The 26450-nt window shown below is 64.5% G+C and carries 18 protein-coding genes; 14 read left to right on the top strand and 4 right to left on the bottom strand.

Translation table 11 applies throughout. The annotated features are described in order from the left end of the window. Positions 1-175: 175 nt before the first annotated feature. The 4 genes from H8A95_RS07915 (at position 176) to H8A95_RS07900 (ending at position 7506) form a co-directional block, all read left to right on the top strand. Positions 176-679 carry a GDSL-type esterase/lipase family protein gene (locus H8A95_RS07915; RefSeq protein ID WP_229182667.1) on the top strand — a complete coding sequence of 168 codons (504 nt, stop codon included), beginning with the start codon at positions 176-178 and terminating at the stop codon, positions 677-679. Between the two features lie 142 nt (positions 680-821). After that, a complete protein-coding gene (locus H8A95_RS07910) occupies positions 822-4079 on the top strand; it encodes a transglutaminase family protein (protein ID WP_229182666.1) in 3258 nt (1085 codons plus the stop codon). Positions 4080-4162: 83 nt separating this feature from the next. Continuing rightward, entirely contained in the window at positions 4163-6631 is a 2469-nt protein-coding gene (locus tag H8A95_RS07905) for a circularly permuted type 2 ATP-grasp protein (RefSeq protein WP_229182665.1), read from the top strand. Next, entirely contained in the window at positions 6628-7506 is an 879-nt protein-coding gene (locus H8A95_RS07900) for a transglutaminase family protein (RefSeq protein WP_229182664.1), read from the top strand. Before H8A95_RS07905 ends, H8A95_RS07900 begins: the two co-directional genes overlap by 4 nt. Positions 7507-7529: 23 nt before the next feature. Here H8A95_RS07900 and H8A95_RS07895 read toward each other — a convergent pair whose 3' ends face one another. After that, positions 7530-9032 carry a sensor domain-containing diguanylate cyclase gene (locus tag H8A95_RS07895; RefSeq protein ID WP_229182663.1) on the bottom strand — a complete coding sequence of 501 codons (1503 nt, stop codon included), beginning with the start codon at positions 9030-9032 and terminating at the stop codon, positions 7530-7532. A 171-nt stretch (positions 9033-9203) separates the two neighbouring features. Beyond that, a complete protein-coding gene (locus H8A95_RS07890) occupies positions 9204-10910 on the bottom strand; it encodes a methyl-accepting chemotaxis protein (protein ID WP_229182662.1) in 1707 nt (568 codons plus the stop codon). A 346-nt stretch (positions 10911-11256) separates the two neighbouring features. Here H8A95_RS07890 and H8A95_RS07885 point away from each other — a divergent pair, with 346 nt between their 5' ends. The 4 genes from H8A95_RS07885 to H8A95_RS07870 all read left to right on the top strand — a co-directional run bounded on the left by H8A95_RS07885 (position 11257) and on the right by H8A95_RS07870 (position 17735). After that, positions 11257-12639, top strand: coding sequence for an ethanolamine ammonia-lyase subunit EutB (locus tag H8A95_RS07885; protein ID WP_229182661.1), 1383 nt, complete (start codon positions 11257-11259; stop codon positions 12637-12639). A gap of 128 nt (positions 12640-12767) precedes the next feature. Further along, a complete protein-coding gene (locus H8A95_RS07880; RefSeq protein ID WP_229182660.1) occupies positions 12768-14354 on the top strand; it encodes a B12-binding domain-containing radical SAM protein in 1587 nt (528 codons plus the stop codon). A 4-nt stretch (positions 14355-14358) separates the two neighbouring features. Then, on the top strand, positions 14359-15153 hold the full coding sequence (eutC, locus tag H8A95_RS07875; protein ID WP_229182659.1) for an ethanolamine ammonia-lyase subunit EutC: 795 nt from the start codon (positions 14359-14361) through the stop codon (positions 15151-15153). 197 nt (positions 15154-15350) lie between these two features. Then, positions 15351-17735, top strand: a complete 2385-nt coding sequence (locus H8A95_RS07870; protein WP_229182658.1) for an efflux RND transporter permease subunit — start codon at positions 15351-15353, stop codon at positions 17733-17735. A gap of 81 nt (positions 17736-17816) precedes the next feature. On the opposite strand, the gene H8A95_RS07865 is transcribed toward H8A95_RS07870, so the two are convergent. After that, positions 17817-18320, bottom strand: coding sequence for a hypothetical protein (locus H8A95_RS07865; RefSeq protein ID WP_229182657.1), 504 nt, complete (start codon positions 18318-18320; stop codon positions 17817-17819). A gap of 406 nt (positions 18321-18726) precedes the next feature. Between H8A95_RS07865 and H8A95_RS07860 the strand changes: the two genes are divergently transcribed. The 6 genes from H8A95_RS07860 to H8A95_RS07835 all read left to right on the top strand — a co-directional run bounded on the left by H8A95_RS07860 (position 18727) and on the right by H8A95_RS07835 (position 25001). After that, positions 18727-18963 carry a hypothetical protein gene (locus H8A95_RS07860; RefSeq protein ID WP_229182656.1) on the top strand — a complete coding sequence of 79 codons (237 nt, stop codon included), beginning with the start codon at positions 18727-18729 and terminating at the stop codon, positions 18961-18963. Positions 18964-19159: 196 nt separating this feature from the next. Further along, positions 19160-20038 carry a squalene synthase HpnC gene (gene hpnC / locus H8A95_RS07855; protein WP_229182655.1) on the top strand — a complete coding sequence of 293 codons (879 nt, stop codon included), beginning with the start codon at positions 19160-19162 and terminating at the stop codon, positions 20036-20038. Continuing rightward, positions 20035-20871 (top strand): presqualene diphosphate synthase HpnD, encoded by an 837-nt coding sequence (gene hpnD / locus H8A95_RS07850; RefSeq protein ID WP_229182654.1) that lies wholly within the window; start codon positions 20035-20037, stop codon positions 20869-20871. The genes hpnC and hpnD overlap by 4 nt, the downstream gene beginning before the upstream one ends. After that, positions 20871-22121: a hydroxysqualene dehydroxylase HpnE gene (hpnE, locus tag H8A95_RS07845; protein ID WP_229182653.1), complete on the top strand. Its 1251-nt coding sequence runs from the start codon at positions 20871-20873 to the stop codon at positions 22119-22121. The genes hpnD and hpnE overlap by 1 nt, the downstream gene beginning before the upstream one ends. 163 nt (positions 22122-22284) lie before the next feature. Then, positions 22285-24246, top strand: coding sequence for a squalene--hopene cyclase (gene shc, locus H8A95_RS07840; RefSeq protein WP_229182652.1), 1962 nt, complete (start codon positions 22285-22287; stop codon positions 24244-24246). Beyond that, positions 24243-25001, top strand: coding sequence for a phosphorylase (locus tag H8A95_RS07835; RefSeq protein WP_420839348.1), 759 nt, complete (start codon positions 24243-24245; stop codon positions 24999-25001). Before shc ends, H8A95_RS07835 begins: the two co-directional genes overlap by 4 nt. Before the next feature lie 281 nt (positions 25002-25282). Here H8A95_RS07835 and hpnH read toward each other — a convergent pair whose 3' ends face one another. Continuing rightward, positions 25283-26443 (bottom strand): adenosyl-hopene transferase HpnH, encoded by a 1161-nt coding sequence (hpnH, locus tag H8A95_RS07830; protein WP_229182651.1) that lies wholly within the window; start codon positions 26441-26443, stop codon positions 25283-25285. Positions 26444-26450: the final 7 nt, after the last annotated feature.

Genomic DNA, 26450 nt, shown 5'->3' with positions numbered 1-26450 from the left:
CCACCGGCCGTAGTGATGTGCAGGACGTCTGCCACCGTTTCTCATCGATAAATCACGCGGTATGAGTCCCTGCTTTCGCAGGGACGACGAGCGTCTATTGACGCGGCCTCCCGGATTGCGCTTCGCTTCATCCGGGCTACGGACATGAACTGCTCGCCCATTGGACGGAGGAAGCATGCGCGCGCGCCGGTTGGGAATTGTTGGATGCCTCGCATTCCTCGCCGCTTTGAGTCTTGGCGCCGCATCAGCTGACGCCGCGACCATCGTGGCGCTTGGCGCGAGCAATACTTTCGGTAAAGGCGTGGCGCGCAACCAAGCCTATCCCGCGCAGCTCGAAGCGATCTTGCGGGCCAAGGGATTGAACGTCCGTATCGTGAACGCCGGCATCAACGGCGACACCACGGAAGGGATGCTGCAACGCCTGGATCGGGCGGTCCCCAACGGGACCCGAGCGGTTATCCTGCAGCCCGGCGGCAACGACCGGCGCAAGGGCAGCCCTGACCGGACGGCGGATATACAAAGCCGCCTCAGTGCCCGCGGCATCAAGGTGATCATGCTCGCTAACGGGATGCTGGGCGGACTCCCCCATCAACCCGATGGTGTGCATCTGACCCCCGAGGGCTATCATATGCTCGCCGAGCAGCTTGCTTCGCAGGTATCGGGCGCGATCGGCCGCTAGCCGGTGAGGGCGACCTGCCGCGGCAATTGCCGACGTCGGAACAGCGCGCGGATATTTCCTGGGCAATCGCTGCCCGTTGTTAGTGCTTGATCCATACCGGAACCAGTGTTCTGCTCAAAAAAGCTGCTGGAGTCCTTGGTCCGTGTCGATCTTCGTCGCACTGCATCACGTCACGCACTACAAATACGACCGGCCGATCGATCTCGGGCCCCAGACCATTCGGCTCCGGCCCGCGCCGCATACCCGCACGCCGATCCTGAGTTATTCGCTCAAGGTCACGCCATCAAATCACTTCGTGAACTGGCAGCAGGACCCGCAGGGCAATTGGCTGGCGCGCTACGTCTTTCCGGAGAAGGCGACCGAGCTCAAGGTCGAGGTCGATTTCACCGCGCAGATGACGGTGGTCAATCCGTTCGACTTCTTCGTCGAGCCTTACGCCAACAGCTTTCCGTTCGAATATCCCGCCGACCTCAAGACCGAGCTTGCGCCCTATCTTGAGGCAGATGAGCCCGGGCCATTGCTCGCAGCTTACCTGAAGGAGATTCCGCGCCAGGCCGACAGCACTGTCAATTTCCTGGTCGAGCTGAACGCGCAGCTGCAAAAGAAGATCAGCTACGTGATCCGCATGGAGGCCGGCATCCAGACGCCGGAGGAGACGCTGGCCGCGGGCTCCGGCTCCTGCCGCGACTCGGCGTGGCTCTTGATCCAGGCGCTGCGCCATCTCGGGCTCGCTACGCGCTTCGTCTCCGGATATCTCATCCAGCTGCGGCCCGACATCGATCCGCTCGAGGGGCCGCGCGAGGTCGAAAGCGATTTCACCGATCTGCACGCCTGGGCCGAGGTCTACCTGCCGGGCGCCGGCTGGATCGGTTTCGACGTCACCTCCGGCATGCTGACCGGCGAGGGCCACATTCCGGTGTGCGCCACGCCGCACTATCGCTCGGCTGCGCCGGTGACGGGCACCGCAGGCGTAGCCAACGCCGAGTTCGGCTTCGAGATGAGCGTCAAGCGGATCCGTGAGGCGCCGCGGATCACGAGGCCATTCTCCGATCAATCCTGGGCGCGGCTCGACCGGCTCGGCGAGCAGGTTGATGCCGATCTGATCAAGGACGACGTGCGACTGACCATGGGCGGCGAGCCGACCTTCGTCTCGGTCGACGATCTGGAATCGCCGGAGTGGAACGTCGCCGCGGTCGGTCCGACCAAGCGCGTGCTCGCCGATGAACTGATCCGCAAGCTGCGCACGCGGTTCGCACCCGGTGGCCTGCTGCATTACGGCCAGGGCAAATGGTATCCCGGCGAGAGCCTGCCGCGCTGGGCGTTCGGTCTTTATTGGCGCAAGGACGGCAAGCCGATCTGGAAGAATGCCGGGCTGATCGCAGGCATCGAGAATTCGCGCAAGGCCGAGATCACGGAAGCCCGACGCTTTGTCGAGGCGACCGCAGCGAGACTAGGTCTCGGGGCCGACTATGCCCTGCCTGCTTACGAAGACCCGGGCTTCTGGTTGCAGCGAGAAGCCGGTCTGCCGGCCAATGTCAGCCCCGCGAACTCCAAACTGACCGATCCGGAAGAACGCGCGCGGATGGCGCGGGTGTTTGACGACGGGCTGACCACGCCGAAAGGCTATGTGCTGCCGATCCAGCGCTGGAGCCCGCTTGGCGATCGGGTGCCGGCGCGCTGGCGCAGCGAGCGCTGGAAGATCCGGCGCAGCCATCTATTCCTGTCGCCCGGCGATTCCCCGCTAGGCTTGCGGCTTCCGATCTCCTCGCTCGAATATGTCCCGCCGGACGATTATCCCTACATCATCGAGCTCGATCCGATGGCGCCGCGCGATGCGCTCTCCGAAGAGCTGCGGCAGGCGCTGAAGGAGATTCCCGAGCCGCTGCCGGTGCGCACTGCGATGTCGATCGAGGTGCGCGACGGCGTGCTGTGCGCCTTCATGCCGCCGGTCGAGAAGGTCGAGGACTATCTCGAGCTGATCGCCGCGATCGAAGCCGCCGCTGAAGAGCTGCAGCTGCAAGTCCACGTCGAGGGCTACGCGCCGCCGTTCGATCCACGCATCGAGGTGATCAAGGTGACGCCGGATCCCGGCGTGATCGAGATCAACGTGCAGCCGGCGCAGAGCTGGCGCGAGGCCGTCGACATCACGCTCGGGCTCTATGAGGACTCGGCAAAGACGCGGCTCGGCGCCAACCGATTCCTGATCGACGGCCGTCACACCGGCACCGGCGGCGGCAACCACATCGTCGTCGGCGGCAGCAAGCCGGAGGATTCACCCTTCCTGCGCCGGCCCGATCTGCTGAAGAGCCTCGTGCTGTACTGGCAGCGGCATCCGTCGCTGTCCTATCTGTTCTCCGGCATGTTCATCGGCCCGACCAGCCAGGCGCCGCGCATCGACGAGGCGCGGCATGATGGGCTCTATGAGCTGGAGATCGCGCTGTCGCACGTGCCGCCGCCGGGCATGGATGCGCCGCTGTGGCTGGTCGACCGCCTGTTCCGCCACATCCTGGTCGACATCACCGGCAACACCCATCGCGCCGAGATCTGCATCGACAAGCTCTATTCGCCCGACGGCCCGACCGGCCGGCTCGGCCTGGTCGAATTCCGCGCGCTTGAAATGCCGCCCGACCCACGTATGTCGCTGGCGCAGCAGCTGTTGATCCGCGCGCTGATCGCAAAGCTGTGGCGCGAGCCGCAGCAGGGAAAGTTCGTGCGCTGGGGCACCGCGCTGCATGACCGCTTCATGCTGCCGCATTTCCTCTGGGAGGATTTTCTGGGCGTGCTCGCCGAGCTCAAGCAATCCGGCTACGACGTCGAGCCGGAATGGTATCAAGCCCAGCTCGAATTTCGTTTTCCCGCCTTCGGCCGCGTCCATCATGGTGGCGTCGGCCTCGAGCTGCGGCAGGCGCTCGAACCCTGGCATGTGCTGGGCGAGGAAGGCACCTCGGGCGGCACCGTACGTTACGTCGATTCGTCGGTCGAGCGGCTGCAAGTGAAAGCGACCGGATTCGTCGAGGGCCGTCACGTCGTCACCTGCAACGGCAGGCGGATGCCGATGACCGAGACCGGCCGCTCCGGCGAGGCGGTCGCAGCCGTCCGCTTCAAGGCCTGGCAGCCGGCCTCCGGCCTGCATCCGACCATTCCGGTGCACGCGCCGCTGACGTTCGACCTGATCGATACCTGGAACGGCCGCTCGCTCGGCGGCTGCGTCTATCATGTCGCCCATCCCGGCGGCCGCAACTACGAGACCAAGCCGGTCAATTCCTATGAGGCCGAGGCGCGGCGGCTGGCGCGCTTCCAGGAGCACGGCCACACCCCCGGCAGGATTGAGCCGCCGCCGGAGGAACGCACAATTGAGTTTCCCTTGACCCTCGACTTGCGAACGCCGCTCCTGCACTAATTGGATGCAGGGGAAGTGCAATGACCGTGTCGGGTGGCCAAGGCAGTAGTCAGGAGAGCAGGGCCCGTCCAGGTCAGCGCCGGATGGCGCAATGGACCCGCGACTATGTCCGGCTGCCCGGCATTCCCGACGAATATATTGCCGAGAATGGCGCGCCGCGACCGGTCTGGGCTCGCTTCTTCGACGCTTTCGCCGGACTGTCGCCGGCCGATATCGAGCGCCGCTTTGCCTCCGCCGACCGCCATTTGCGCGAGGCCGGCGTCACCTATCGTGCGCCCGGCGATACCTCCGACCGGATCTGGCCGCTCAGCCATCTGCCGTTGATCATCGACGCCGCCGACTGGCGCCAGCTCGCCGCCGGCGTCGCGCAACGTGCGCAGCTCCTGGAAATGGTGCTGGCGGATCTCTACGGCGAAGGCCGTCTCGTTGCAGACGGCGCGATCCCCGCGGCGGCGATCGCCGGCAGCAGCGAGTATCTGCGCGCGGTCAGCGGCATCAAGCCGCCAGGCGGCCGCTATCTGCATCTCTATGCCGCCGACATCGGCCGCGGGCCCGACGGCCGCTGGTGGGTGCTTGGCGATCGCACGCAGGCGCCCTCGGGCGCGGGCTATGCGCTGGAAAACCGTCTGGTGCTGTCGCGTGCCTTTTCCAACCTCTACAAGTCGATGAATGTCGAGCGCGTCGCGCCGTTCTTCGAAGCGTTCCGCGATTCGCTTCGCGCCAGCGCCGACCGCGACGAGCCGCGAATCGGTCTGCTGACGCCCGGCGCGTTCAGCGAGACCTATTTCGAGCACGCCACGCTCGCGCGCTATCTCGGCTTCCTGCTGGTCGAGGGCGACGACCTCGCGGTCTCCGGCGACCGCATCCACATCCGCACCGTCGCCGGGCTGAAGCGGCTCGACGTGCTGCTGCGCCGGGTCGATTCCAACATGCTCGATCCGCTCGAGCTCGATGCGTCGTCGTATCTCGGCGTGCCCGGTCTCGTCGAAGTCCTTCGCAAAAGCGGTGTCGTGGTCGCCAATATGCCGGGCTCGGGCGTGATGGAGGCGAGGGCGCTGCTCGGCTTCCTGCCCAATCTCTGCCGGCGCCTGCTCTCTGAAGATCTGATGATGCCGCACATCGCGACCTGGTGGTGCGGCCAGAAATCCGCCCGCGAGCAGGTGCTGTCGCGGCTCGACGAATTCGCGATCGAAGGCGCCTATGGCCGTGGCGTTGCGGATTTTCCCGGCCACGGCCCGGTGCTGCCGGGCGAATTGTCGGCGGCGGATCGCGATCGCCTCAAGGATGCGATCAGCCACCGCGGCATCGACTATGTCGGTCAGGAGCTGGTGCGGCTGTCGACCACGCCGGTGTGGGAGAACGGCCGCATCGCGCCGCGGCCCTTCGTGCTGCGGGTGTTCGCGGCGGCGACGCCAGACGGCTGGACGGTGCTGCCCGGCGGCTTCTGCCGGATTGCCGACCGCGCGGATGCGCGTGCGGTGTCGATGGGCGACGGCGCGGTGTCCGCCGATGTCTGGGTGGTCTCCGACAAAGCGGTTGCGACCTCGACCTTGCTGCCGGCGGTCGACACCGTCCGCATCCGGCGCATCGCCGGCGTGTTGCCGAGCCGCGCCGCCGACAATCTGTTCTGGCTCGGCCGCTATCTCGAGCGCGCCGAGGCGACTATTCGCTTGATCCGTGCGCTGTGTACGCCGCTGCGCGATCCTGCGCGGGCGAATTCGAACGGCAACGCGCCGGCGATGCATTCGGCCGAACGCATCCAGCGCATGTTGGTCACCTGGGGCGCGGCCTCGCAGACCGCGCGCGCCAATCCCGCCAAGGTCGCGCTCGAGGCGCTCCAGAGCGACGAGAAGTTCGGCTCGGCGCTGTCGCTGGTGCGATCAGCGCAGCGCACAGCGACCTCGCTGCGCGAGCGGCTGTCGCCGGACGCCTGGCAGGTCATCACCGAGATGGCCGATCGGCTCGCGATCGAGGTGCATGACGATGACGGAGTGGTCAGCGCTGCCGAGCTGACCTTGCAGGAGCTTGCGAGCTTCGCAGGCCTCGCGCAGGAGAACATGAACCGCGCCGCCGGCTGGCGCTTCCTCGATATGGGCCGCCGCGCCGAGCGCGCCATCAACACCACGCGCTTTGCTCGCCAGTTCGCCTATGATGAAGCAGGTGACGAGGACCTCGACGTCCTGCTCACGCTGGTCGATTGTCAGATCACCTATCGCTCGCGCTATCTGGTGCAGCCGCTGCTCACCCCGGTGCGCGATCTCGCGGTACTCGACCCCTACAATCCGCGCTCGGTTGCGTTCCAGGTCGCCGCGCTGAACGAACATATCGCCGCGCTGCCGAGCCTGAAGGAGCATGGCCTGATCGAGCGGCCGCAGCGGCTCGCGGTCGCCCTCGAGGCGATGTTGACCACGGCCGAAGCCGGCAGCCTCGACGTCAAGACGCTGTTTGCGCTGGAGCAGGATCTGCTCAACCTCGCCGATGCGGTCGGGCTGCATTATTTCCCGCACGGACCGAACGCCAGCCGGCCGGAGAAGCTCACGGGGCTGGCGTGATCTACGACATCCGTCACGTCACGACCTACAGCTACGAGACCCAGGTCAGCTTCGCGCGTTGCTCGCTGCGGCTGGAGCCGATCACTGGCGACGGACAACAATTGATCTCGCATTCGGTCGAGATCCGCCCCAGGCCCGCCGAGCGCACCGCGCGGCGCGATTTCTTCGGCACGCTGACCGAAAGCGTCCTGATCGAGACCGCGCATCGCAGTCTCCGCATCGATTCCCGCTCGCGGGTCTCCGTGGCGCGGCAGCCGCCGGCGCGTGACGCCGCCAGCCCGTCGTGGGAGAACGTGCGCGATGATGCTTTCGAGGCGTTGAGCCTCGATGCGGCTTCGCCGGTTGGCTACGTCTTTGCCAGTGCGCTGGTGCCGGTGCTGCGGCCGGTGACGGCCTACGCATCGGCGAGCTTTTCGCCGGGCGGCGGAATCCTCACGGGAGCAGCCGATCTGATGCGCCGCATCCGCGGTGATTTCAAATACGATCCCAAGGCGACCGTGATCTCGACGCCGCTTCGCGACGTGTTCGAGAAACGCCACGGCGTCTGTCAGGACTTCGCCCATGTGATGATCGCCGGCCTGCGCGGCCTCGGCCTGCCCGCGGCCTATGTCAGCGGCTATTTGCGCACCATTCCGCCGCCAGGCCAGCCGCGGCTGCAAGGCGCCGACGCGACGCATGCCTGGGTGTCGGTCTGGTGCGGCAGCGAGCTCGGCTGGGTCGGGTTCGATCCGACCAATGATCTCATGGTCGCCAACGACCACATCATTCTCGCTGTCGGCCGCGACTTCGCCGACGTCTCGCCGGTCGACGGCGTCATCGTCGGCGCGCGCAAGCAGAAGCTCAGCGTCGCCGTCGATGTGCTGCCGGTGGAGTGAGCGGAGCGAGGTGAGAACCTCGATCAGGCGACGTGCCGTTTGCCCGATTTGTCCCAACCAATCGGGCTGACGACGACGCGGTCGCGGCCTTCAGCCTTGGCCTGATAGAGCGCAAGGTCTGCGGCCTTGAGCAGATCGCGCGACGTGCGCTCGTGGTCCGGGACGAGGCAGGACACCCCGATGCTGACGGTCGGCAGCTCATGCTCGGATTCACGCGCAGCCGTCAGCTTCGCACGTATCTGCTCGGCGACTTCCAATGCGCCTGCCTTGCCGATGCCGGGCAGCAACACCGAAAATTCCTCGCCGCCATAGCGCGCCCCGAGATCGGTTACGCGCTTGGTGCTGGTTGCGATGCACTGGCCCACGGTGGTGAGCACGGCGTCGCCGGCCTGATGTCCGTACGTGTCGTTAAAGGTCTTGAAATGATCGACGTCGATCATCAGCAGCGAGACCGGCGACTTCGCGCGCATGCCGCGCCGCCACTCGACGTCGAGGGTATCGTCGAGGCGGCGGCGGTTGGCGAGGCCGGTCAGTGCATCGGTGCTCGCAAGGTGTGCGAGCCGGCCTTCCGCGACGGCCCGCCGTTTGAGAGCGGCCAGCAGGTAGAACATCAGGATGATCGAGACGCCGCAGAGCGCAGCCACCACGCTGCCGATCAGCCAAAGCTGTTGCCACCAGTCGGCATAGATGCCGTCGAGCGCGAGACCTTCGGCGATGATCAGGGGGTGGTGCCCGACCGCCTGAAAGACATACAGCCGGCTGACATGATCGACGAGCGACTTCGTCATGTAGGAGCCGGATTGCCGGGCCGGGAACTGCTTGAAGACCTGGGAGTCCCTGATGCTTTGCCCGATCTTGCTGATCTCGAACGGGGCTCGCATCAGCATGACGCCATCGGTGTTGAACAGCGCCATGCTGTCGCTGGCGCCGAAGTTCAGCTTGCGAAACAGATTGTGGAAATAGCTGAGCCGCATGCTGCCCGCGACCACGCCGGCAAAGGATCCATCGTTATTGCTGATGCGACGGCTCAGGCTGATCAGATACTCGCCGTCTGAAGTAACCCAGGGAGGACTGATGAACAGTCCGCTGTCCGCTCGCTTCTGGTGCACCTGGAAGAAGTCCCGATCGGCGTAATTCGCGCTCCGCGGCGTCAATGTCCGGGAATCGAGCGTGACATCTCCCGCCGCACTCAGCACGAGGATCGAGCCGAGATCCTTGGCGGTGGCGGCACGATCGAACAGCACGACCTGGCGAAGCTCCGGGCTGATCTTGCCGAGTTCCGGCAGCTTGACGCCGTCGGCGACCGCCTGGAGCGAGAGGTCATAGAGCTCGATGTTGCGGTCGATCTCGCTGGCGATGGAGGCGACGAGGTTGGTCGCGCCTTCCTTGGCATGCTGGTAGTCCTTGCCGGCCATCTCCCAGAGAATGGACGCGCAGATTGCCGAAAAGCACAAGACGAAACCGATCCCGAGTGCGAACAGCCGTTTGGTCGGCACCGCCTTCGGCTTTGGCAACAGCCCGTTCATTGCTCGCTTCCACTTTCCCCGCGCCCCCGCGCTCTGTGACTTTCTATAGGGGCATCAAATTGAAAAAAGCGACCTCAAGCGCAGGCAATTTATTCGCGTGCGTTGGGGGAGTCTTAACCATCTGGATTGGCCGAGACCCGTCGCGCAGCCTCGGCACAGCGCGTGATCCGTTCAGGTTCCGGTCGGTCGCAGGCCGTCGGCCGCGTCGCTGCGCAGGTTGTGGAAGAACTGCTCGACCTCGCGCGACAGCGTCTCGGCGGTTGCGGTCAGATCGTTCGACGCCGCGAGCACCGATTCCGCCGCCTTGCTGGTCTGGTCCATGTCGTCACGGAGCGAGCCGACGTTTGTGACCAGGGTTTCATTGCCTTGGGCCGCCATCTGCGCGTTGGCGGAGATTTCGCGCGTGGCTGCATCCTGCTGGCCGATCGCGCTTGCGATGTTGGCGGTGACGTCGTTGATCTCGCGCACGGCCTGGCCGATCTCGCGCACGGCGGCCACCGAGTTGCGGGTCGAAGCCTGGATCAGGCCGACATTCTCGCTGATCTCTGCGGTTGCCTTCGCGGTCTGCCCGGCCAGCGCCTTGACCTCGTGCGCGACGACAGCGAAGCCACGGCCGGCATCGCCGGCGCGGGCGGCTTCGATGGTGGCGTTGAGGGCGAGCAGGTTGGTCTGCTCGGCGATCGCCTGGATCAGGTTCAGCACGCCATCGATGCGTTGGGTGGTGGCGGCAAGGCTCTCGATCTCGCTGATCGACCGGTCGGTGCGCGCACCGGCCTGATCGACCGCGCCGGAAGACTGCTTGACCTGGCGGCCGATCTCCTCGAGCGAGGCGGAGAGTTCTTCGGCCGCGCCCGCCACCGCGGAGACGTTGCTCGAGGCCTGTTCGGTCGCGCCTGCCGCAGCAACCGCCCGGCCGCTGGCGTCCGCCGCGACGGTCGCGATGGTCTGCGCGGTTTGACGCATCGTCGCAGCGTTGTCATGCACCGCGCGGAGCACCTCACCAATGGCGCCACGGAATGCGTCGACGAAGCTCTCGATGTGCCGGCCGCGCGCGTCGCGGGCCTCGGAATCCTGCACGACTTGCGCGTTCAGGCTGCGATTGCGATCCATTGCCTCTTGGAAGACCTTGATGGCGCGGGCGAGCGCGCCGACCTCGTCGCCGCGCTCGACATGCGGCACTTCGACATGGTCGGCGCCGTCGGCGACGCGCTTGATGGTCGCGGTGATCTGCGACAGCGGGCGGGCCACCGAGCGGGCGATGATCAAGACGCCGAGCACCACCACGATCAGGGCGGCCGCACCAAGCCCGGTCAGCACCAGCGCCATCGTGCGGTTGGTGTCGGTCTGCCGCGCCAGTCGCTTGCTGCGTTCGGCATAGACCTTGGAAAGCGCCTCGAGATCCTTGTTCAATGCGGTGCGCACGTCGCGGTTGGCGTCGTTGTCACCCCACTCACGCCCGGCAGCGGCGCCGATCTCGATGCCGCGGCGGACCAGCTCCTTGCGGAACTCGATGAACTGCTCGATGCGCTTCTTGAACACCGCGAACTGGGCAGCGTCGTCGGCCTGCACCAGGGTTTCCCAGTTCTTGACCACGCCGAGGATGCGTTCGTTGAACGCCAGCAGCCCGTCGCCGTATTTCTTCACCGCGGCCGGATCGGTCGACATGTAGATGCCGCGGGATTCCATCACCACGGCATAGACCAGCGAGTTGACCCGCTCGACATTGAGCGCGGCACGGCTTGCGAGGTCGACGGCCTCGGTCAGCTCGGCGTTGCGCCGCGCGTTGTAGTCGGACAGGAAGGCGGTGGCTGCCGTCAGCGCCGCAATCAGCGCAAACGTCGAGTACAGCCTGGCAGCAAGCGAGAATCGGGACGCCATTGGAGGCCGGGACATGGAGATCGGGGATGTGGCGGGGGCGGGCATTGAGGGCACTCCAAGAGGCCGGGGAGTACCTTCGGCCAATTAAAGCTTATGCAAAATCTTCATGGACAATTTCTTAACGCGGGCGCTTTGTGCAGGCCGCGGCCGTTAAAATCCCTAAATAGTCCCAATGCCTTATGGCTCGTTCCGAGTCGCCGGGGTCGCGGCGCCCTGCCGCGCTGTCGAATGACGAGCCGCCATCGTCATCATTCATCAACACCCCCGGCGCACGGCGCGAAGCTGATGGCACGACTTTCGCAAAGAGGTGCTACGTTACGCTGCCTCAGCCCCGACGCGAATTCCCATGCTCTATCGTCACACCATCGCTGCCACCAATTACGCATTCGACGATCTGCGCATCCTGCTTGCGAAGGCCTCGCCGCCGCGTTCCGGCGATCGCCTGGCCGGCGTCGCGGCCGACAGCGCGGAGCAAATGATCGCCGCCCGTCTGGCGCTGGCCGACGTTCCGCTCAAGCAATTTCTTGATGAGCCAGTCATCCCCTATGAGGACGACGAAGTCACCCGCCTGATCCTCGACAGCCACGACGTTGCCGGCTTCCTGCCGGTGTCGTCACTCACTGTCGGCGGCTTCCGCGACTGGCTGCTGTCGGATGCCGCTACCGGGGAAGCGATCAGGAAGATCTCGCGCGGCATCACGCCGGAGATGGTGGCCGCGGTGTCGAAGCTGATGCGCAACCAGGATCTGATCCTGGTCGCGAAGAAATGCGAGGTAGCGACCCGCTTCCGCAACACCATCGGCTTGCGCGGGCGCATGGGCACGCGGCTGCAGCCCAACCATCCCTTCGACGACCCCAAGGGTATCACCGCCTCGATCCTCGACGGGCTGCTGCTGGGATCGGGCGATGCCTGCATCGGCATCAATCCGGCGAGCGACGATCCGAAAGTCATCGGCACCCTGTTGCGGCTGCTGGACGACATCATCACTCGACTCGAGATTCCGACGCAAAGCTGCGTGCTCACCCACGTCACCACGACGCTCGGACTGATCGGGCAGGGGCTGCCGGTCGATCTCGTGTTCCAGTCGATCGCCGGCACCGAGGCGGCCAACCGCAGCTTCGGTGTCGATCTCTCGCTGCTGCGGGAGGCACGCGAAGCCGGGCTGTCGCTGCGCCGCGGCACGGTCGGTGACAATGTGATGTATTTCGAGACCGGGCAGGGCTCGGCTCTGTCGGCCAACGCCCACCACCAGGTCGACCAGCAGACCTGCGAGGCGCGGGCCTATGCGGTGGCGCGCGCGTTCGATCCGCTGCTCGTCAACAGCGTGGTCGGCTTCATCGGTCCCGAATACCTCTATGACGGCAAGGAAATCATCCGCGCCGGGCTCGAGGATCATTTTTGCGGCAAGCTGCTCGGCCTGCCGCTCGGGATCGACGTCTGCTACACCAACCACGCCGAAGCCGACCAGGACGACATGGACAATCTCCTGACGCTGCTTGCGGCCGCCGGCGTGAACTTCATCATGGGCGTGCCGGGCGCCGATGACGTGATGCTGAACTATCAGTCGACATCGTTTCACGATGCGCTCTACGTCCGCGACCTGTTCGGCCTGAAGCGGGCGCCTGAATTCGACGATTGGCTGTCGCGCGTCGGCCTCGCCGGGCAGGACTTCCGCCTTGTCGCCGACGCGGGGCGGCTGCCCGACCTCGCCGCCAGGCTCTTGACCTGACGGGATAGCAAAATTCTGCAGAGCAACTATCTCACCGTTGTGACGTTGGTAAGCGCCACAATGTTGAAGAATTTCTGGCCCAGCGTTCCACGCCATGGTTAGATTTGCGGGTGCTTCGGGGTCGATTGATGAGAGCTGAGGGCATAAAGACAGCACGGCGTATCCTCTGCGTCTTTCCGCGCTATACGTCGTCGTTTGGGACCTTCGAGCACTCCTATCCCCTGACCGACGGCGTCAAGGCGTTCATGCCGCCGCAGGGCCTGCTGCTGATTGCCGCATACCTTCCCGAGAACTGGCAGGTCCGTTTCGTCGACGAGAACCTGCGTCCGGCTACAGTGGAGGATTTCGAGTGGGCGGAAGCCGTGTTCGTCAGCGGCATGCACATCCAGCGCCAGCAGATGAACGATATCTGCCGCCGCGCACATGACCATGACCTGGTGGTCGCGATCGGCGGCCCGTCGGTCAGCGCCTGTCCCGACTACTATCCGTCATTCGACTACCTTCATGTCGGCGAGCTCGGCGATGCGACCAACGAGCTGATCAAGCGTCTGGCGGAGGACACCAGTCGTCCCGACCAGCAGGTGATGCTGAAGACCATCGACCGCCTGCCGATGACGGACTTCCCGCTGCCGGCGTATGAACTCGCCGAAACCAAAAAGTATTTTCTCGGCAGCATCCAGTTCTCCTCGGGCTGTCCCTATCAGTGCGAGTTCTGCGACATCCCCGGGCTCTATGGCCGCAATCCGCGCCTGAAGTCGCCGCAGCAGATCATCGCCGAGCTCGACAAGCTGCGCGCATGCGGGGCGACCGATACCGTTTACTTTGTCGACGACAATTTCATCGGCAACCGCAAGGCTGCGAGCGAGCTACTGCCGCATCTGATCGAATGGCAGAAGCGGACCGGCTATGTCACGCGTCTCGCCTGCGAGGCGACGCTCAACATCGCCAAGCGCCCCGAGATACTGGAGAAGATGCGCGAAGCGTTCTTCGTGACGATTTTCGTCGGCATCGAAACGCCCGATCCGGACGCGCTGAAGGCCATGCACAAGGATCAGAACATGATGGTTCCGATCCTGGAGGGCGTGCGCACCATCAATTCGTTCGGTATGGAGGTCGTCTCCGGCATCATCATGGGGCTCGATACCGACAAGCCCCAGACCGGCGACGCGCTGCTCTCCTTTGTCGAGGAGTCCCGGATTCCGCTCCTCACCATCAACCTGCTGCAAGCGCTGCCGAAGACGCCGCTGTGGGATCGGCTCGAAAAGGCGGGGCGGCTGGTCGATGACGAGGGCCGCGACTCCAACGTCGAGTTCCTGCTGCCCTATGAGGACGTGGTCAGTTCCTGGCGCAAATGCATGGAAATTGCTTACGAGCCGAAAAGGCTGTTCGAGCGCTATCTGCATCAATGCAACTACACCTATGCCAATCGCATCAAGGTGCCGGTCAGCCCGGAGATGAAGAGCTGGGCCAACATCCGGCGCGGCCTGATCATGCTGCGCAACATCTTCTGGAAGGTCGGCGTGCTCGGCGACTACAGGCGCGTATTCTGGAAGTTTGCGCTGGGTCGGCTCAAGCGCGGCGACATCGAGGGGTTGATCTCGGCGACGCTGGTTGCGCATCATTTGATCACGTTTGCGCGTGCAGCCTCCAGCGGCCGGCAGAACGCCTCGAACTACTCGATCCGGCTGCGCGAGGCTTCCGTTCCCGCCGAATAACAGCATGACGACACCGCCGGTGCCATCGCCCCCTTCGCTTCCCGATTTGCGCGACCTCACGCCGGCGCGCGTCGGTCTCGGCCGTTCCGGGGCCAGCCTGCCGACCGATGCGCTGCTTTCCTTCGCGCTCGACCATGCCCGTGCCCGCGACGCCGTCCACGCGGCTTTCGATGTCGGCGGGATTGCGGCCGGTCTTGCCGGCCTCGGCATCACGCCGCGCGAGGTATCGAGCCAGGCGCCCAGCCGGCGCGACTACCTGCGCCGGCCCGATCTCGGGCGCATGCTGGACTCCGCATCGCGGCGGTCGCTCGAGAGCAGCGGCATCACCGCCTGCTCCTGCGCCATCGTGATCGGTGACGGCCTTTCGCCGACCGCGGTCAATGTGCACGCCGTCGAATTGATCCGGCATCTCCTGCCGCAGCTTGCGGCCGACAAGATCGACGCCGGCCCGGTCGTCGTCGCGTCGGGTGCGCGGGTCGCGCTCGGCGATGAGATTGGCGCCATCATCGGCGCACGCATACTGGTGATGCTGATCGGCGAACGGCCCGGCCTTTCCGCGCCCGACAGCCTTGGTGCCTATCTCACCTTCGCGCCGCGGATCGGCCTCACCGATGCCGACCGCAACTGCATCTCCAACATCCACCGCGCCGGGCTGAGCTATGCGGAAGCCGCATTCAGAATCGCCTGGCTTGTGCGCGAGGGCCTGGCACGCCAGATCACGGGGGTCGCATTGAAGGACGAAAGCGGCGGTGGATCGTCACAGAATGCGCTACCAGGGTGTGACAAATCAGACACTTAGTGGTGGCGATCGGCGGTTCCCCGTCGATTTGGCTCAACCCTCGCGCTTGCGAGCAAGGGGGTGGACAGGTAAAACCGGCGCCGGTCAATATTCGCGTGTTTTCAAGGACTAGCGCCGATCAATCGCGCTCACCCGCCTCATTCGCGCCCCTAGACCCAAGCTAGACAGATTGAGCCGTTTTCAGAACTGGACAGGGCATGCTCGAGAAGAACTCCGAAAGTCAGGTCCACGTCGAGAAGATCGAGGAGCCGCGGCCGGGGACCAGCATCGCATTCGGGTTGGAGCGAATCGGCCTGATCGCGATCAAGGCGCCGGTCCTGTCTGTGATCATTCTGCTGGCGCTGATGGTTGCGGCCGTTTTCGGCATCGAGCGCATCAAGATCGACGACTCACTCAGCCAGTTGTTCCGTTCCAATTCGAAGGACTACAAGCAGTACGAAGCGGTCACCAAACGCTTCCCGGCAACCGAGTTCGACGTGCTGGTCGTGATCGAGGGCAAGACGCTCCTTGCGCGCGAGAACCTCGAAAAGGTCCGCGACATGGTCACCGACCTGCAGCTGGTCGAGGGCGTGCGCGGCCTGGTCTCGCTGTTTTCGGCGCGCCAGGCGCCGGAGCCCGGCAGACTGCCGGCCGCGCTGTTCCCGTCCGAGCTGCCGCAAGGCGCCGCCTACGACAAGTTCGTCGAGACCGTCAAATCCAACGAGATCATTCGCGGCAAACTGCTGTCCGAGGATGGAACGCTGGCACTGATCGTGTTGTCGCTCGAGCCTGAGGTGGTCGGCAGCAACAAGCTCTCCAAGGTCGTCGCGGACATGAGAAAGATCATGGCCGATGATCTCAGCGGGAGCGGGCTCAACGCCCAGCTCTCCGGCGTTCCGGTCATGCAGCTCGAAATCCGCAACGCGGTCAAGCGCGACGGACTGACCTACAATATTCTCGGCATTCTGGCGGGCTGCATTATCGCCATCGTCTTCTTCCGCAAGATATCGTTCATGGTGATCGCCGCGTTTCCGCCGATCATCGCGATCCTTCTCGCGCTCGGCGGCCTCGGCTGGGCCGGCTTCAATCTCAACATGTTCCTGAACGTGATGACGCCGCTCATCATGGTGATCAGCTTCTCCGACTCGATGCAGCTGACGTTTGCGGCACGAGACCGTCTGATCGCCGGCCAGGACAAGTACACCGCGTTCAGGAACGCGGTGATGGTGGTCGGTCCGGCTTGCGTGCTCACTCATGGCACCGCCGGCATCTCGTTCATCGCGCTGCAATTCTCGGATTCCGACCTGATCCGCAAATTCGGTGAGGCCGGGCTCGCCGCGACCATCATCGCGCTGATCGCCGTGCTTTCGCTTGTGCCTGCGTTCGGCGTGCTTCTGGTACGCAACGAAAAAGTGTTCGCGGTAAAATTCCAGGGCGCCGATGCCGGTGTCCAGGCGTTGCGCAATTTCTGCTACTGGATCGCGGTGCGCATGGTGGGCCGGCCCGGGCTGTTCAGCCTGATCGCGGTGATCGTGGTCGGCGGGCTCGGCATCATCTACGCCAATCTCGAGCCGCGCTACCGGCTCGCCGACCAGGTTCCGGACAAGCGGCAGGCGGTGGCGGCGTCGAGCCGGCTCGACGCCAAGCTGACCGGCGCCAATCCCGTCGACGTGCTGATCGAATTCCCCAAGGGCCAATCGCTCTACTCGCCGGAGACCTTGAAGACGATCGCCGACGTCCACGCGATGGTTGAAACTGCGGCGGGCGTCGGCAACGTCTGGTCGCTGGAAACCCTGCGCCGCTGGCTCGCCGAAAAGGCCGGCAGCAATGACGTCGCGACGCTGAAGGAGTATGTCGGCGTCATTCCCGAGCATCTGGTGCGTCGCTTCATCTCGGCGGATCAGGATGCGGTCGTGGTGTCGGGCCGGGTCCCGGATCTCGATTCGAGCCAACTGCTTCCGGTGGTGAACAAGCTGGATAGCTCGCTGGACAAGGTCCGCGCCGAGCATCCCGGTTACGAGATCGCCGTCACCGGCCTGTCGGTGATCGCCGCGCGCAACAGCGCCAACATGATCGAAAAACTGAACCGTGGCCTGACCGTCGAATTCCTGCTGGTGGCGGTCTTCATCGGGCTCGCATTCCGCTCGGTCGTGGTGATGTTCTCCTGCATCCTGCCCGGCATTTTCCCTGTGGTGCTGTCAGGCACGGTGCTGTGGCTGCTCGGGGAGGGGCTGCAATTCGCCAGCGTCGTGGCCTTGACCGTGTCGTTCGGCCTCGGTCTCTCCGCCACCATCCACTTCCTCAATCGCCTGCGGCTGGAGACCAAGCCGGGTGTCACGCCGGAGCTTGCGGTGGAGCGCGCCACGGTGCTGGTCGGTCCCGCGCTGATCCTGACCACGGTGGTGCTGGCCTGCGGCCTCGTCGTCACCGTGTTCTCCGACCTGCCGTCGCTTCGCCTGTTCGGCTGGCTCAGCGCCTTCTCGATGGTCGCAGCCCTGGTTGCGGATCTCTTCATCCTGCGCCCGACCTCGATGTTCCTGATCAACCTGTCGCAAAAGCTGCGCGGCAAGGGTGGGCAACCCGCGCCGATCGAAAAGGCCTGATCTCCAACAAACAAAAGGCCCAGTTCCGAAGCGTTCGGAACCGGGCCTTTTTTGTTGGCCTGCGAAATCGGCCCTGGAGCGTCAGCTCTTCGTCATGGTGATCGAGACGCCGCGGATCTCACCCTTGGAGTCGATCTGCACGACCTGCTTGGAGCCGTTGGTTTGCAGGTTGAGGTTTGCGGCAAAGCCGGACGCCTCGACGAACACGTCGATCCGCCCACCGCCTGCGGTGCCCTGCAGGTTGCCGAAGATGTTGCGGCTCGCCTCGCTCCAGTTGCCGGAGATCCGGTCGCCCTGGCTGGTGACGTCGCTGGAGAGGTCGAACTTGTAGCTGTCGCTGGCGCAGTGCAGGGATTGTTTCAGGCTCATGCCCGACGGCGCGACTTTGTAGTCCGCCTTGCAACGAATGCGTTCGGTCGTGCCGTTGGACAACGCCACCGTGCCCGTACCGGCCCACGAGCCGGCGAAACCGGCGAACGGCCCATTGGCCTGGGCATGCACCGCGGAGGCAGACAGCATCAGTGCGGCGCCGACGCCCACAGCCCTGAGAGCCTGACCATAAAGGCTGGAACCAAACAGTTTCATTCTGAATTTTCCCATCAAAATCAACGCTTCCTTCGCAAGAAAACGTCTCGCCGCATCGAAGGTTTAGTGTCACCGAAGAATGTTAGGTTCAAACGACAGAAGCGGCGCCGGTACGCCTTTATTGTCAACGACCAGAATCACAAACCGTTCGCCTCACCGTGGCATGTAGCTTTGCGCAAGTGCCATCCGCAATAGCCGAACGCGACAAAGTGATGGCATGAATCGTTGTTGTGAATCAATGGCTTATGTGGGGGTTTACAGCGCCGCAAATTTAGCCGCATTTAGCGGTGCTTGTCGTCAATCCGTTGCCGCGTTACGTGGCGTCTGCAATCCCTAAAATCCGTCCCGGCCCTGCCGAAACGCTTTTCGGGAACAGATTTTCTGCTGTCGGAAATGAAGGAATACGATGCGTAAATTTCTCTTGGCACTTGCCCTGTTGTCGATCCCGCTCTCGTCCAGCGCCTTCGCCCAGCAGCAAGGGCGCGGTACGCCCGATGAGCAGAAGGCCTGCACGCGTGACGTGCAGCGTCACTGCCGCGCCGTCATCGATCAGGGCGATTTCACCATTCTCGCCTGCCTGCAGCAGAACCGCAGCAAGATCAGCGCCGCCTGCGACCAGGTGCTGAAGATCCACGGCCAGTAAGACCGGATTCAGGTCTCAAGGGACCGCTAGCGACACCGCGGCTGGCAGCCATGCCGGCCGCGGCTGCATATGCTGGCGGTCACAGATAGCATTGGTTTTGGTGGCGTATTCCCCTATATGGGGCTCGCAAATCCCCCGCATGCGCCCGACCGTTCGCGCCTGCGTCGTGCCATGACCAGTGTAGCCCAAATTTCCCATGACCACCGCGAGCGACCTGCGATCCGGAAAGACCCACCGCGACGAGAATTTTCCCGTCGCGTCGTGGATCATTCATCCGCGGCATCGTGCCCTGATCCTGGCCTTCTATAATTTCGTCCGCACTGCCGACGATATCGCCGATCATGCCACGCTGCAGCCTGCTGAGAAGCTGCGCTATCTCGACCTCATGGAGGCCGAACTGCTCGGCAATGGCGAGACCCAGAAGGAAGCGGTCAGCCTGCGCCGGGCCTTCGCCGAGCGCGGCATGCCGCCGCGGCATGCGCTCGACGTGCTGGTCGCGTTCCGGCTCGACGTCACCAAGCTGCGCTACGAGAACTGGGATGACGTGATCGACTATTGCCGCTACTCGGCGATGCCGGTCGGTCGCTTCATGCTCGACGTGCACGGTGAGGACGTCTCGACCTGGGCGGCGTCGGATGCGCTGTGCGCCGGCCTGCAGATCAACAACCATCTTCAGGATTGCGGTAAGGACTACCGCAATCTGAACCGCGTCTATCTGCCGCGCGATGCGCTGGCCGATGCAGGCGCGACCGTTGAGATGCTCGGCGAGGCGAAGTCGCAGCCGGCGCTGCTCAAGTGCCTGCAGGCGCTTGCGGTGCGTACCGAAGCGCTGCTCGACCAGAGCAAGTCGCTCGCCCCCGCGGTGAAGGATTTCAGGCTCGGGCTCGAGATCTCGGTGATCCAGGCTTTTGCCGACAAGATCGTCACCATGCTGAAGGTGCGCGATCCGCTCAGCGAGCGCGTGCATCTGAGCCCGGTCGAGTTGCTGCTGCGGAGCCTTGGCGGCATGGCCGGCGAGACCGCCCGGCGCGCGACCGGACGGCGCGGGATCTCCAAGACGGCGGCAGGCGCATGAGTGTCGAGGCGGCGGCCAACGCAAATTACGGAAGCACCGCGTCGGGCAGCTCGTTCTATGCCGCGATGCGCATCCTGCCGCACGCGCAGCGCGAGGCGATGTTCCAGATCTACAGCTTCTGTCGGCAGGTCGACGACATCGCCGATTCCGACGGTCCGCGGCGGGAGCGCCTGGCCGCGCTGCAGCAGTGGCGCGACGATATCGACGCGCTCTATGCGGGGCATCCGCCGGAACGGCTGACGGACTATGTCGGACCGGTGAAGACCTTCGGCCTGAAGCGCGAGGATTTCGTCGCGATCGTCGACGGCATGGAGATGGATGTGCCGCAGGACATCCGCGCGCCGGATCTCGCGACACTCGACCTGTATTGCGATCGCGTCGCGAGCGCGGTCGGCCGGCTGTCGGTGCGCGTGTTCGGTCTGCCCGAGGAAGACGGCATCGAGCTCGCGTATCACCTTGGCCGCGCGCTGCAGCTGACCAACATCCTGCGCGACATCGACGAGGACGCCGGTCTCGGCCGGCTCTATCTGCCGCGCGAATGGCTCTGGCACGCCGGCATCACCAACAATGACCCGGCCCGCGTCACCGCCGACCGCGCGCTGCCGAAGGTGTGCGCGCCGCTCGCCGAGCGCGCCAAGATGCATTTCCAGAAGTCCGACGAGATCATGAAGCGCAATTCGCGTCGCGCGGTGCGTGCGCCGCGGATCATGTCGAAATACTACCGTGCGATCCTCGATCTCCTGATCGCGCGCGGCTTCGCTGCACCGCGTGCGCCGGTGCGTGTGTCCAAGGCCGCCAAGATCGGCATTCTTCTTCGTTACGCGATCATCTGATGCAAAAGACCGTTCATATCATCGGTGCCGGCATTTCCGGCCTCTCCGCCGCCGTGCGGCTCGCCAATGGCGGCTGCAAGGTGGCCGTCCACGAGGCGACACAGCAGGCCGGCGGCCGCTGCCGCTCCTATTTCGACGCCGCGACCAACCTCACCATCGACAATGGCAACCATCTGCTGCTGTCGGGCAACCGCCATGCGCTGAGCTACGCGCGCTCGATCGGCACCGAGGCCGGCCTGGTGGGACCTGCGCGCGCGCAGTTTCCGTTCGTCGATCTGGCTACCGGCCAGCGCTGGCAGCTCGACCTCGGCGACTCCCGCCTGCCGTTGTGGGTGTTCGACGAGGCGCGCCGTGTCCCGGATACCGGCCTGCGCGATTATCTCGCATTGGCGCCGCTGGCATGGGCCGGCACCGAGGCGCTGGTCGGCAACACCATTCCCTGCAAGGGCACGCTGTATGATCGCCTGGTGCAGCCGCTGCTGCTCGCGGCGCTGAACGTCGATCCGCCGGAGGGCTCGGCCGGGCTTGCCGGCGCCATCGTGCGCGAGACGCTGCTTGCGGGCGGGCAGGCCTGTCGTCCGCTGATCGCGCGCGACGGCCTGAGCTCGGTCCTGATCGAGCCGGCCGTGAAGCTGCTGCAGGAGAGGGGCCACAGCGTCCAGTTCAGTCACGAATTGCGTACACTTGGCATGTCGGGTGATCGCGTCACGGAGCTCGATTTTGGCGGTGGCGACAAGATCACGCTCGCGGCCGATGATGCCGTCGTGCTCGCGGTGCCGCCGCGCGCAGCGGCATCCTTGCTGCCCGGACTGAAAACGCCGACCAAATTCCGCGCCATCGTCAATGCGCATTTCCGCGTCGATCCGCCGCGCGACGCTGCGCCGATTCTCGGCGTGGTCGGCGGCCTCGTGGAATGGCTGTTCGCGTTCCCGCAGCGGCTATCGATCACGATCAGCAATGGCGACCGCCTGGTCGACATGCCGCGCGAGGAGCTCGCGCAGGCGATCTGGCAGGATATCTGCAAGGCATCCGGCGTTTCCGGCGACTTGCCGCCCTGGCAGATCGTGCGCGAGCGCCGCGCCACATTTGAGGCGACACCGGAGCAGAACGCCCTGCGTCCGGGGCCCGCAACGGCGCAAAAAAACCTGTTCCTTGCCGGCGACTGGACTGCTACCGGGTTGCCAGCAACCATCGAGGGATCGGTGCGGTCGGGTGATCGCGCCGCAGATCTGGTTCTGGCCAGGCGTTAGATTCGACCTTCTGGAGCATTTTCGAGCGAAGTGGTCACCGGTTCGCGTCAAGAAAATGCGACCAACAAATGAATGAGAACATGATCCGATTTGATCGGATCATGTTCGGGAGCGGCCGCGGCTTTCGATCAGCCGGCTCGCGATGAAGAGGATATCGAGCGAAATGCTTTCGAGAGATCACGGCGTAACAGTCGATCCGGTCGCGCTGGAGAAGAGCATCTCCAAGGCAACCGAAGCACTGCTCGGCTATCGCCAGTCCGACGGACACTGGGTGTTCGAGCTCGAGGCCGACAGCACCATTCCGGCCGAGTATGTCCTGCTGCGTCACTATCTCGCCGAGCCGGTCGACGCCGGGCTCGAGGCCAGGATCGGCAACTATCTGCGCCGCGTCCAGGGCGCGCATGGCGGCTGGCCGCTGGTGCATGATGGCCCGTTCGACATGAGCGCGAGCGTGAAGTCGTACTTCGCGCTGAAGATGATCGGCGATTCCGTCGACGCGCCGCATATGGTGCGGGCGCGCGAGGCGATCCGTTCGCGCGGCGGCGCTTCGGCCAGCAACGTGTTCACGCGCTTCCTGCTCGCGCTCTATGGCGTCGTGACCTGGCGCGCAACGCCGGTGCTGCCGATCGAGATCATGCTGCTGCCGATGTGGTCGCCGTTCCACATCAACAAGATCTCCTACTGGGCGCGCACCACCATGGTGCCGCTGATGGTGCTTGCCGCGCTGAAGCCGCGTGCGAAGAACCCGAAAGGCGTCGGCATCGACGAACTGTTCCTGGAGGATCCGAAATCGCTCCGCATGGCGCCGAAGGCGCCGCATCAGAGCGCGAGCTGGTTCTATCTGTTCCGCTCGCTCGACGCGGTGCTGCGTGTGATCGAGCCGGTGTTTCCCAAGAGCCTGCGCCAGCGCGCGATCGACGCTGCGCTCGCCTTCACCGAGGAGCGGCTGAACGGCGAAGACGGCATGGGCGCGATCTATCCGCCGATGGCCAACATCGTCATGATGTATGAGGCGCTCGGCAAGGACGAGAATTTTCCGCCGCGCGCCATCACCCGCCGCGGGATCGACAAGCTGCTCGTGATCGGCGACGACGAAGCCTATTGCCAGCCCTGCGTCTCGCCGGTGTGGGACACCGCGCTGACTTGCCATGCGCTGCAGGAAGTGGGTGGCGACGATGCGCTCGCCAAGGCCAAGCAGGGGCTCGACTGGCTGAAGCCGCGCCAGGTGCTGGAACTGAAGGGCGATTGGGCGGTCAAGGCGCCGGACGTCCGCCCCGGCGGCTGGGCGTTCCAGTACAACAACGACCACTATCCCGACCTCGACGACACCGCCGTGGTCGTGATGGCAATGGACCGCGTGCGGCGTCATACCGGCACCAGGGAATATGACGAGGCGATCGCGCGCGGCCGCGAATGGATCGAGGGGCTGCAGAGCCGCGATGGCGGCTGGGCCGCGTTCGATGTCAACAATCTCGAATATTACCTCAACAACATCCCGTTCTCGGATCACGGAGCATTGCTCGATCCGCCGACCGAGGATGTCACCGCGCGTTGCATCTCGATGCTGGGCCAGCTCGGCGAGACGACCGAGAGCAGCAAGGCGATGGCAGATGGTGTTGCCTACCTGCGCCGTACCCAGCTCGCCGAGGGCTCCTGGTACGGCCGCTGGGGCCTGAATTACGTCTACGGCACCTGGTCGGTGCTCAATGCGCTAAATGTCGCAGGGATCGACCGCAACGACCCGATGGTTCGGAAAGCGGTAGATTGGCTGGCGTCAGTCCAGAATCAGGACGGCGGCTGGGGCGAGGACGCCCTCAGTTACCGGCTGGATTACAAGGGTTATGAAGTTGCGCCGTCGACCTCCTCGCAAACGGCATGGGCCTTGCTTGGATTGATGGCGGCCGGAGAGGTCGAAAATCCAGCAGTTGTGCGGGGGGTGGAGTACCTAAAGGCAACACAGACGGAAAAAGGGCTGTGGGACGAGCAGCGATACACAGCTACGGGGTTTCCGCGGGTATTTTACTTGCGATATCATGGTTACTCGAAGTTCTTTCCGCTCTGGGCGCTGGCGCGGTATCGGAATTTAAGAAGCACCAATAGCAGGGTGGTAGGGGTCGGGATGTGATTGTTGAGGCGGGGGCCGCCGAGACCGTGGGCAGTAGAATTGATCCTCGGCCGGTATTGATTGTGACTGGATTGGTGCAGGAGGCCCGCATCGCGGCAGGCCCCGGCATGATCGTGATTTGCAGCTCGAGCGATCCGCAGCAATTGCGTGCATTGCTGGCGACGCTGGATCCGACGACCTTCCGTGGCGTGATTTCGTTCGGCGTGGCCGGCGGGCTCGACCCGTCGCTCAAGTCGGGCGATGTCGTGGTCGCGACCGAGGTGATGTCCGGCGATACCCGTTTCCTGGCCGCGTCCGCCCTGAATGAAGAGATGATCGCCAGCGCCGCGCTGAAGCGTCGCAGGATCGTCCGCGGCGGCCTCGCAGGTGTGGAAGAAGTGATTGCGGCGAAGGCCTGCAAGGCTGCGCTGCGCTCGATCACGGGCGCTGCCGCAGTCGACATGGAGAGCCATATCGCGGCAGCCTACGCCGCCAAAGCAGGCATTCCGTTTGCCGCGCTGCGCGTGATCAGCGATCCCGCGCATCGGGCGCTGCCGGAGCTTGCGAAATCTGCGGTGAAGCCGAATGGCGACATCGACCTGCGCAAGGTGCTGCGCGGCATCGCGCGCAATCCGCGCACGCTGCGGGCGCTGGTCTCGACCGGCATCGACTTCAACCGCGCGCTGCGCTCGCTGCGGAGCTGCCGCGGCTTCCTGCTCGGCAACGACGTGCTGATGCCGGTGGAAGACGCTCTGATCACGGCGAAGGCAGCCTGATCTGCCCGTCCCGGCGCGCGGCGACGTTGGAACGATCCTCAAGCACCTCCGGGCGCTCGACGAGCGCTTTCCATCCTCAGGTGCGTTGTATCGCGAGCTGGCGCTGCGCAATGTCCCGCTCGGGATCGAGCGTGGCACACTCAGCGTGCCCCGCGCGGCAGAGATCGAGAGGCTGCTGCTGCGGACGAGATTGGAAGAGCAGGCGGCATCTTGATCCAAGAAAAAAGCCCCGGTTCGCTGAACCGGGGCTTTCATGTCTATGCATTCGCTCACATCGAGCTTCAGGCGGCCGTGGAAGCCTTCTGCTGCAGCTTGGCAGCGGCGGCCGCAGCTTCGTCGCGGCGGATATCCGAGAGCTTCTTCTCGACCTGCTCGGCGAAGATGTATTGCGCCGGACGCTGCTTGGACATGTCGATCTCCGGCGCCATCGGACCAGTGGTCTTGATGCCGCGCAGCGCAACCCACATCGCCTTCAGCGGATTGTTGATCGCAGCGCTGGCCGCGGTCGGCTCGTAGCCGCAATGGGCCATACAGTCGGCGCACTTCTCGTACTTGCCGGTGCCGTAGGTGTCCCAATCGGTGGTGTCCATCAGCTCCTTGAAGGTCTTGGCGTAGCCTTCACCGAGCAGATAGCAGGGCTTCTGCCAGCCGAAGATGTTGCGCGCCGGCATGCCCCAGGGCGTGCACTCGTATTCCTGGTTGCCGGCGAGGAAGTCGAGGAACAGGCCGGAATGCATGAAGTTCCACTTCTTGCCCTTGCCGAGCGCAAAGACGTCGCGGAACAGCTTCTTGGTCTTGGTGCGGTTGAGGAAGTGCTCCTGGTCGGGCGCACGCTCATAGGCGTAACCCGGCGACATCGAGACGCCGACGCCGAGCTCGGTGGTGAAGTCGAGGAATTTTGCGATCTCCTCGGCGGGATGGCCGTCGAAAATCGTGGCGTTGACGTTGACCGTGAAGCCGCGCGCCTTGGCCGCCTTGATCGCGGAGACGGCGCGATCGAACACGCCCTTCTGCGACACCGCCTTGTCGTGATGATCCTTCAGGCCGTCGAGATGCACCGAGAAGAACAGATAGGGCGACGGCTCGAACAGATCGAGCTTCTTCTCGAGCAGCAGCGCGTTGGTGCACAGCGACACGAACTTCTTGCGCGCCACGAGGCCACGCACGATCTCGCCGATCTCCTTGTGGATCAGCGGCTCGCCGCCGGGGATCGCCACCATCGGCGCGCCGCACTCATCGGCAGCGTCCCAGCATTCCTGCGCAGTCATGCGGCGATTGAGGATCGCATCGGGATAGTCGATCTTGCCGCAGCCGACGCAGGCGAGGTTGCAACGGAACAGGGGTTCGAGCATCAGCACGAGCGGATAGCGCTTGCGGCCAAGCAGCTTCTGCTTGATCAGATAACCGCCGATACGCATTTCCTTGAAGAACGGTATTGCCATTAGAGGA

The organism is Bradyrhizobium oropedii, from assembly GCF_020889685.1.
Classification (GTDB): domain Bacteria; phylum Pseudomonadota; class Alphaproteobacteria; order Rhizobiales; family Xanthobacteraceae; genus Bradyrhizobium; species Bradyrhizobium oropedii.
This window is presented reverse-complemented; position numbering and strand designations above follow the sequence as displayed.

Bases quoted from the DNA above. Each gene is read 5' to 3' on its own strand.
- hpnE (WP_229182653.1), top strand. From the start codon at position 20,871: ATGCAAAAGACCGTTCATATCATCGGTGCCGGCATTTCCGGCCTCTCC.
- H8A95_RS07865 (WP_229182657.1), bottom strand. From the start codon at position 18,320: ATGAAACTGTTTGGTTCCAGCCTTTATGGTCAGGCTCTCAGGGCTGTG.
- H8A95_RS07880 (WP_229182660.1), top strand. From the start codon at position 12,768: ATGAGAGCTGAGGGCATAAAGACAGCACGGCGTATCCTCTGCGTCTTT.
- shc (WP_229182652.1), top strand. From the start codon at position 22,285: ATGCTTTCGAGAGATCACGGCGTAACAGTCGATCCGGTCGCGCTGGAG.
- H8A95_RS07895 (WP_229182663.1), bottom strand. From the start codon at position 9,032: ATGAACGGGCTGTTGCCAAAGCCGAAGGCGGTGCCGACCAAACGGCTG.
- H8A95_RS07890 (WP_229182662.1), bottom strand. From the start codon at position 10,910: ATGGCGTCCCGATTCTCGCTTGCTGCCAGGCTGTACTCGACGTTTGCG.
- H8A95_RS07915 (WP_229182667.1), top strand. From the start codon at position 176: ATGCGCGCGCGCCGGTTGGGAATTGTTGGATGCCTCGCATTCCTCGCC.
- hpnD (WP_229182654.1), top strand. From the start codon at position 20,035: ATGAGTGTCGAGGCGGCGGCCAACGCAAATTACGGAAGCACCGCGTCG.
- H8A95_RS07905 (WP_229182665.1), top strand. From the start codon at position 4,163: ATGGCGCAATGGACCCGCGACTATGTCCGGCTGCCCGGCATTCCCGAC.
- eutC (WP_229182659.1), top strand. From the start codon at position 14,359: ATGACGACACCGCCGGTGCCATCGCCCCCTTCGCTTCCCGATTTGCGC.
- H8A95_RS07860 (WP_229182656.1), top strand. From the start codon at position 18,727: ATGCGTAAATTTCTCTTGGCACTTGCCCTGTTGTCGATCCCGCTCTCG.
- hpnH (WP_229182651.1), bottom strand. From the start codon at position 26,443: ATGGCAATACCGTTCTTCAAGGAAATGCGTATCGGCGGTTATCTGATC.
- H8A95_RS07870 (WP_229182658.1), top strand. From the start codon at position 15,351: ATGCTCGAGAAGAACTCCGAAAGTCAGGTCCACGTCGAGAAGATCGAG.
- hpnC (WP_229182655.1), top strand. From the start codon at position 19,160: ATGACCACCGCGAGCGACCTGCGATCCGGAAAGACCCACCGCGACGAG.
- H8A95_RS07885 (WP_229182661.1), top strand. From the start codon at position 11,257: ATGCTCTATCGTCACACCATCGCTGCCACCAATTACGCATTCGACGAT.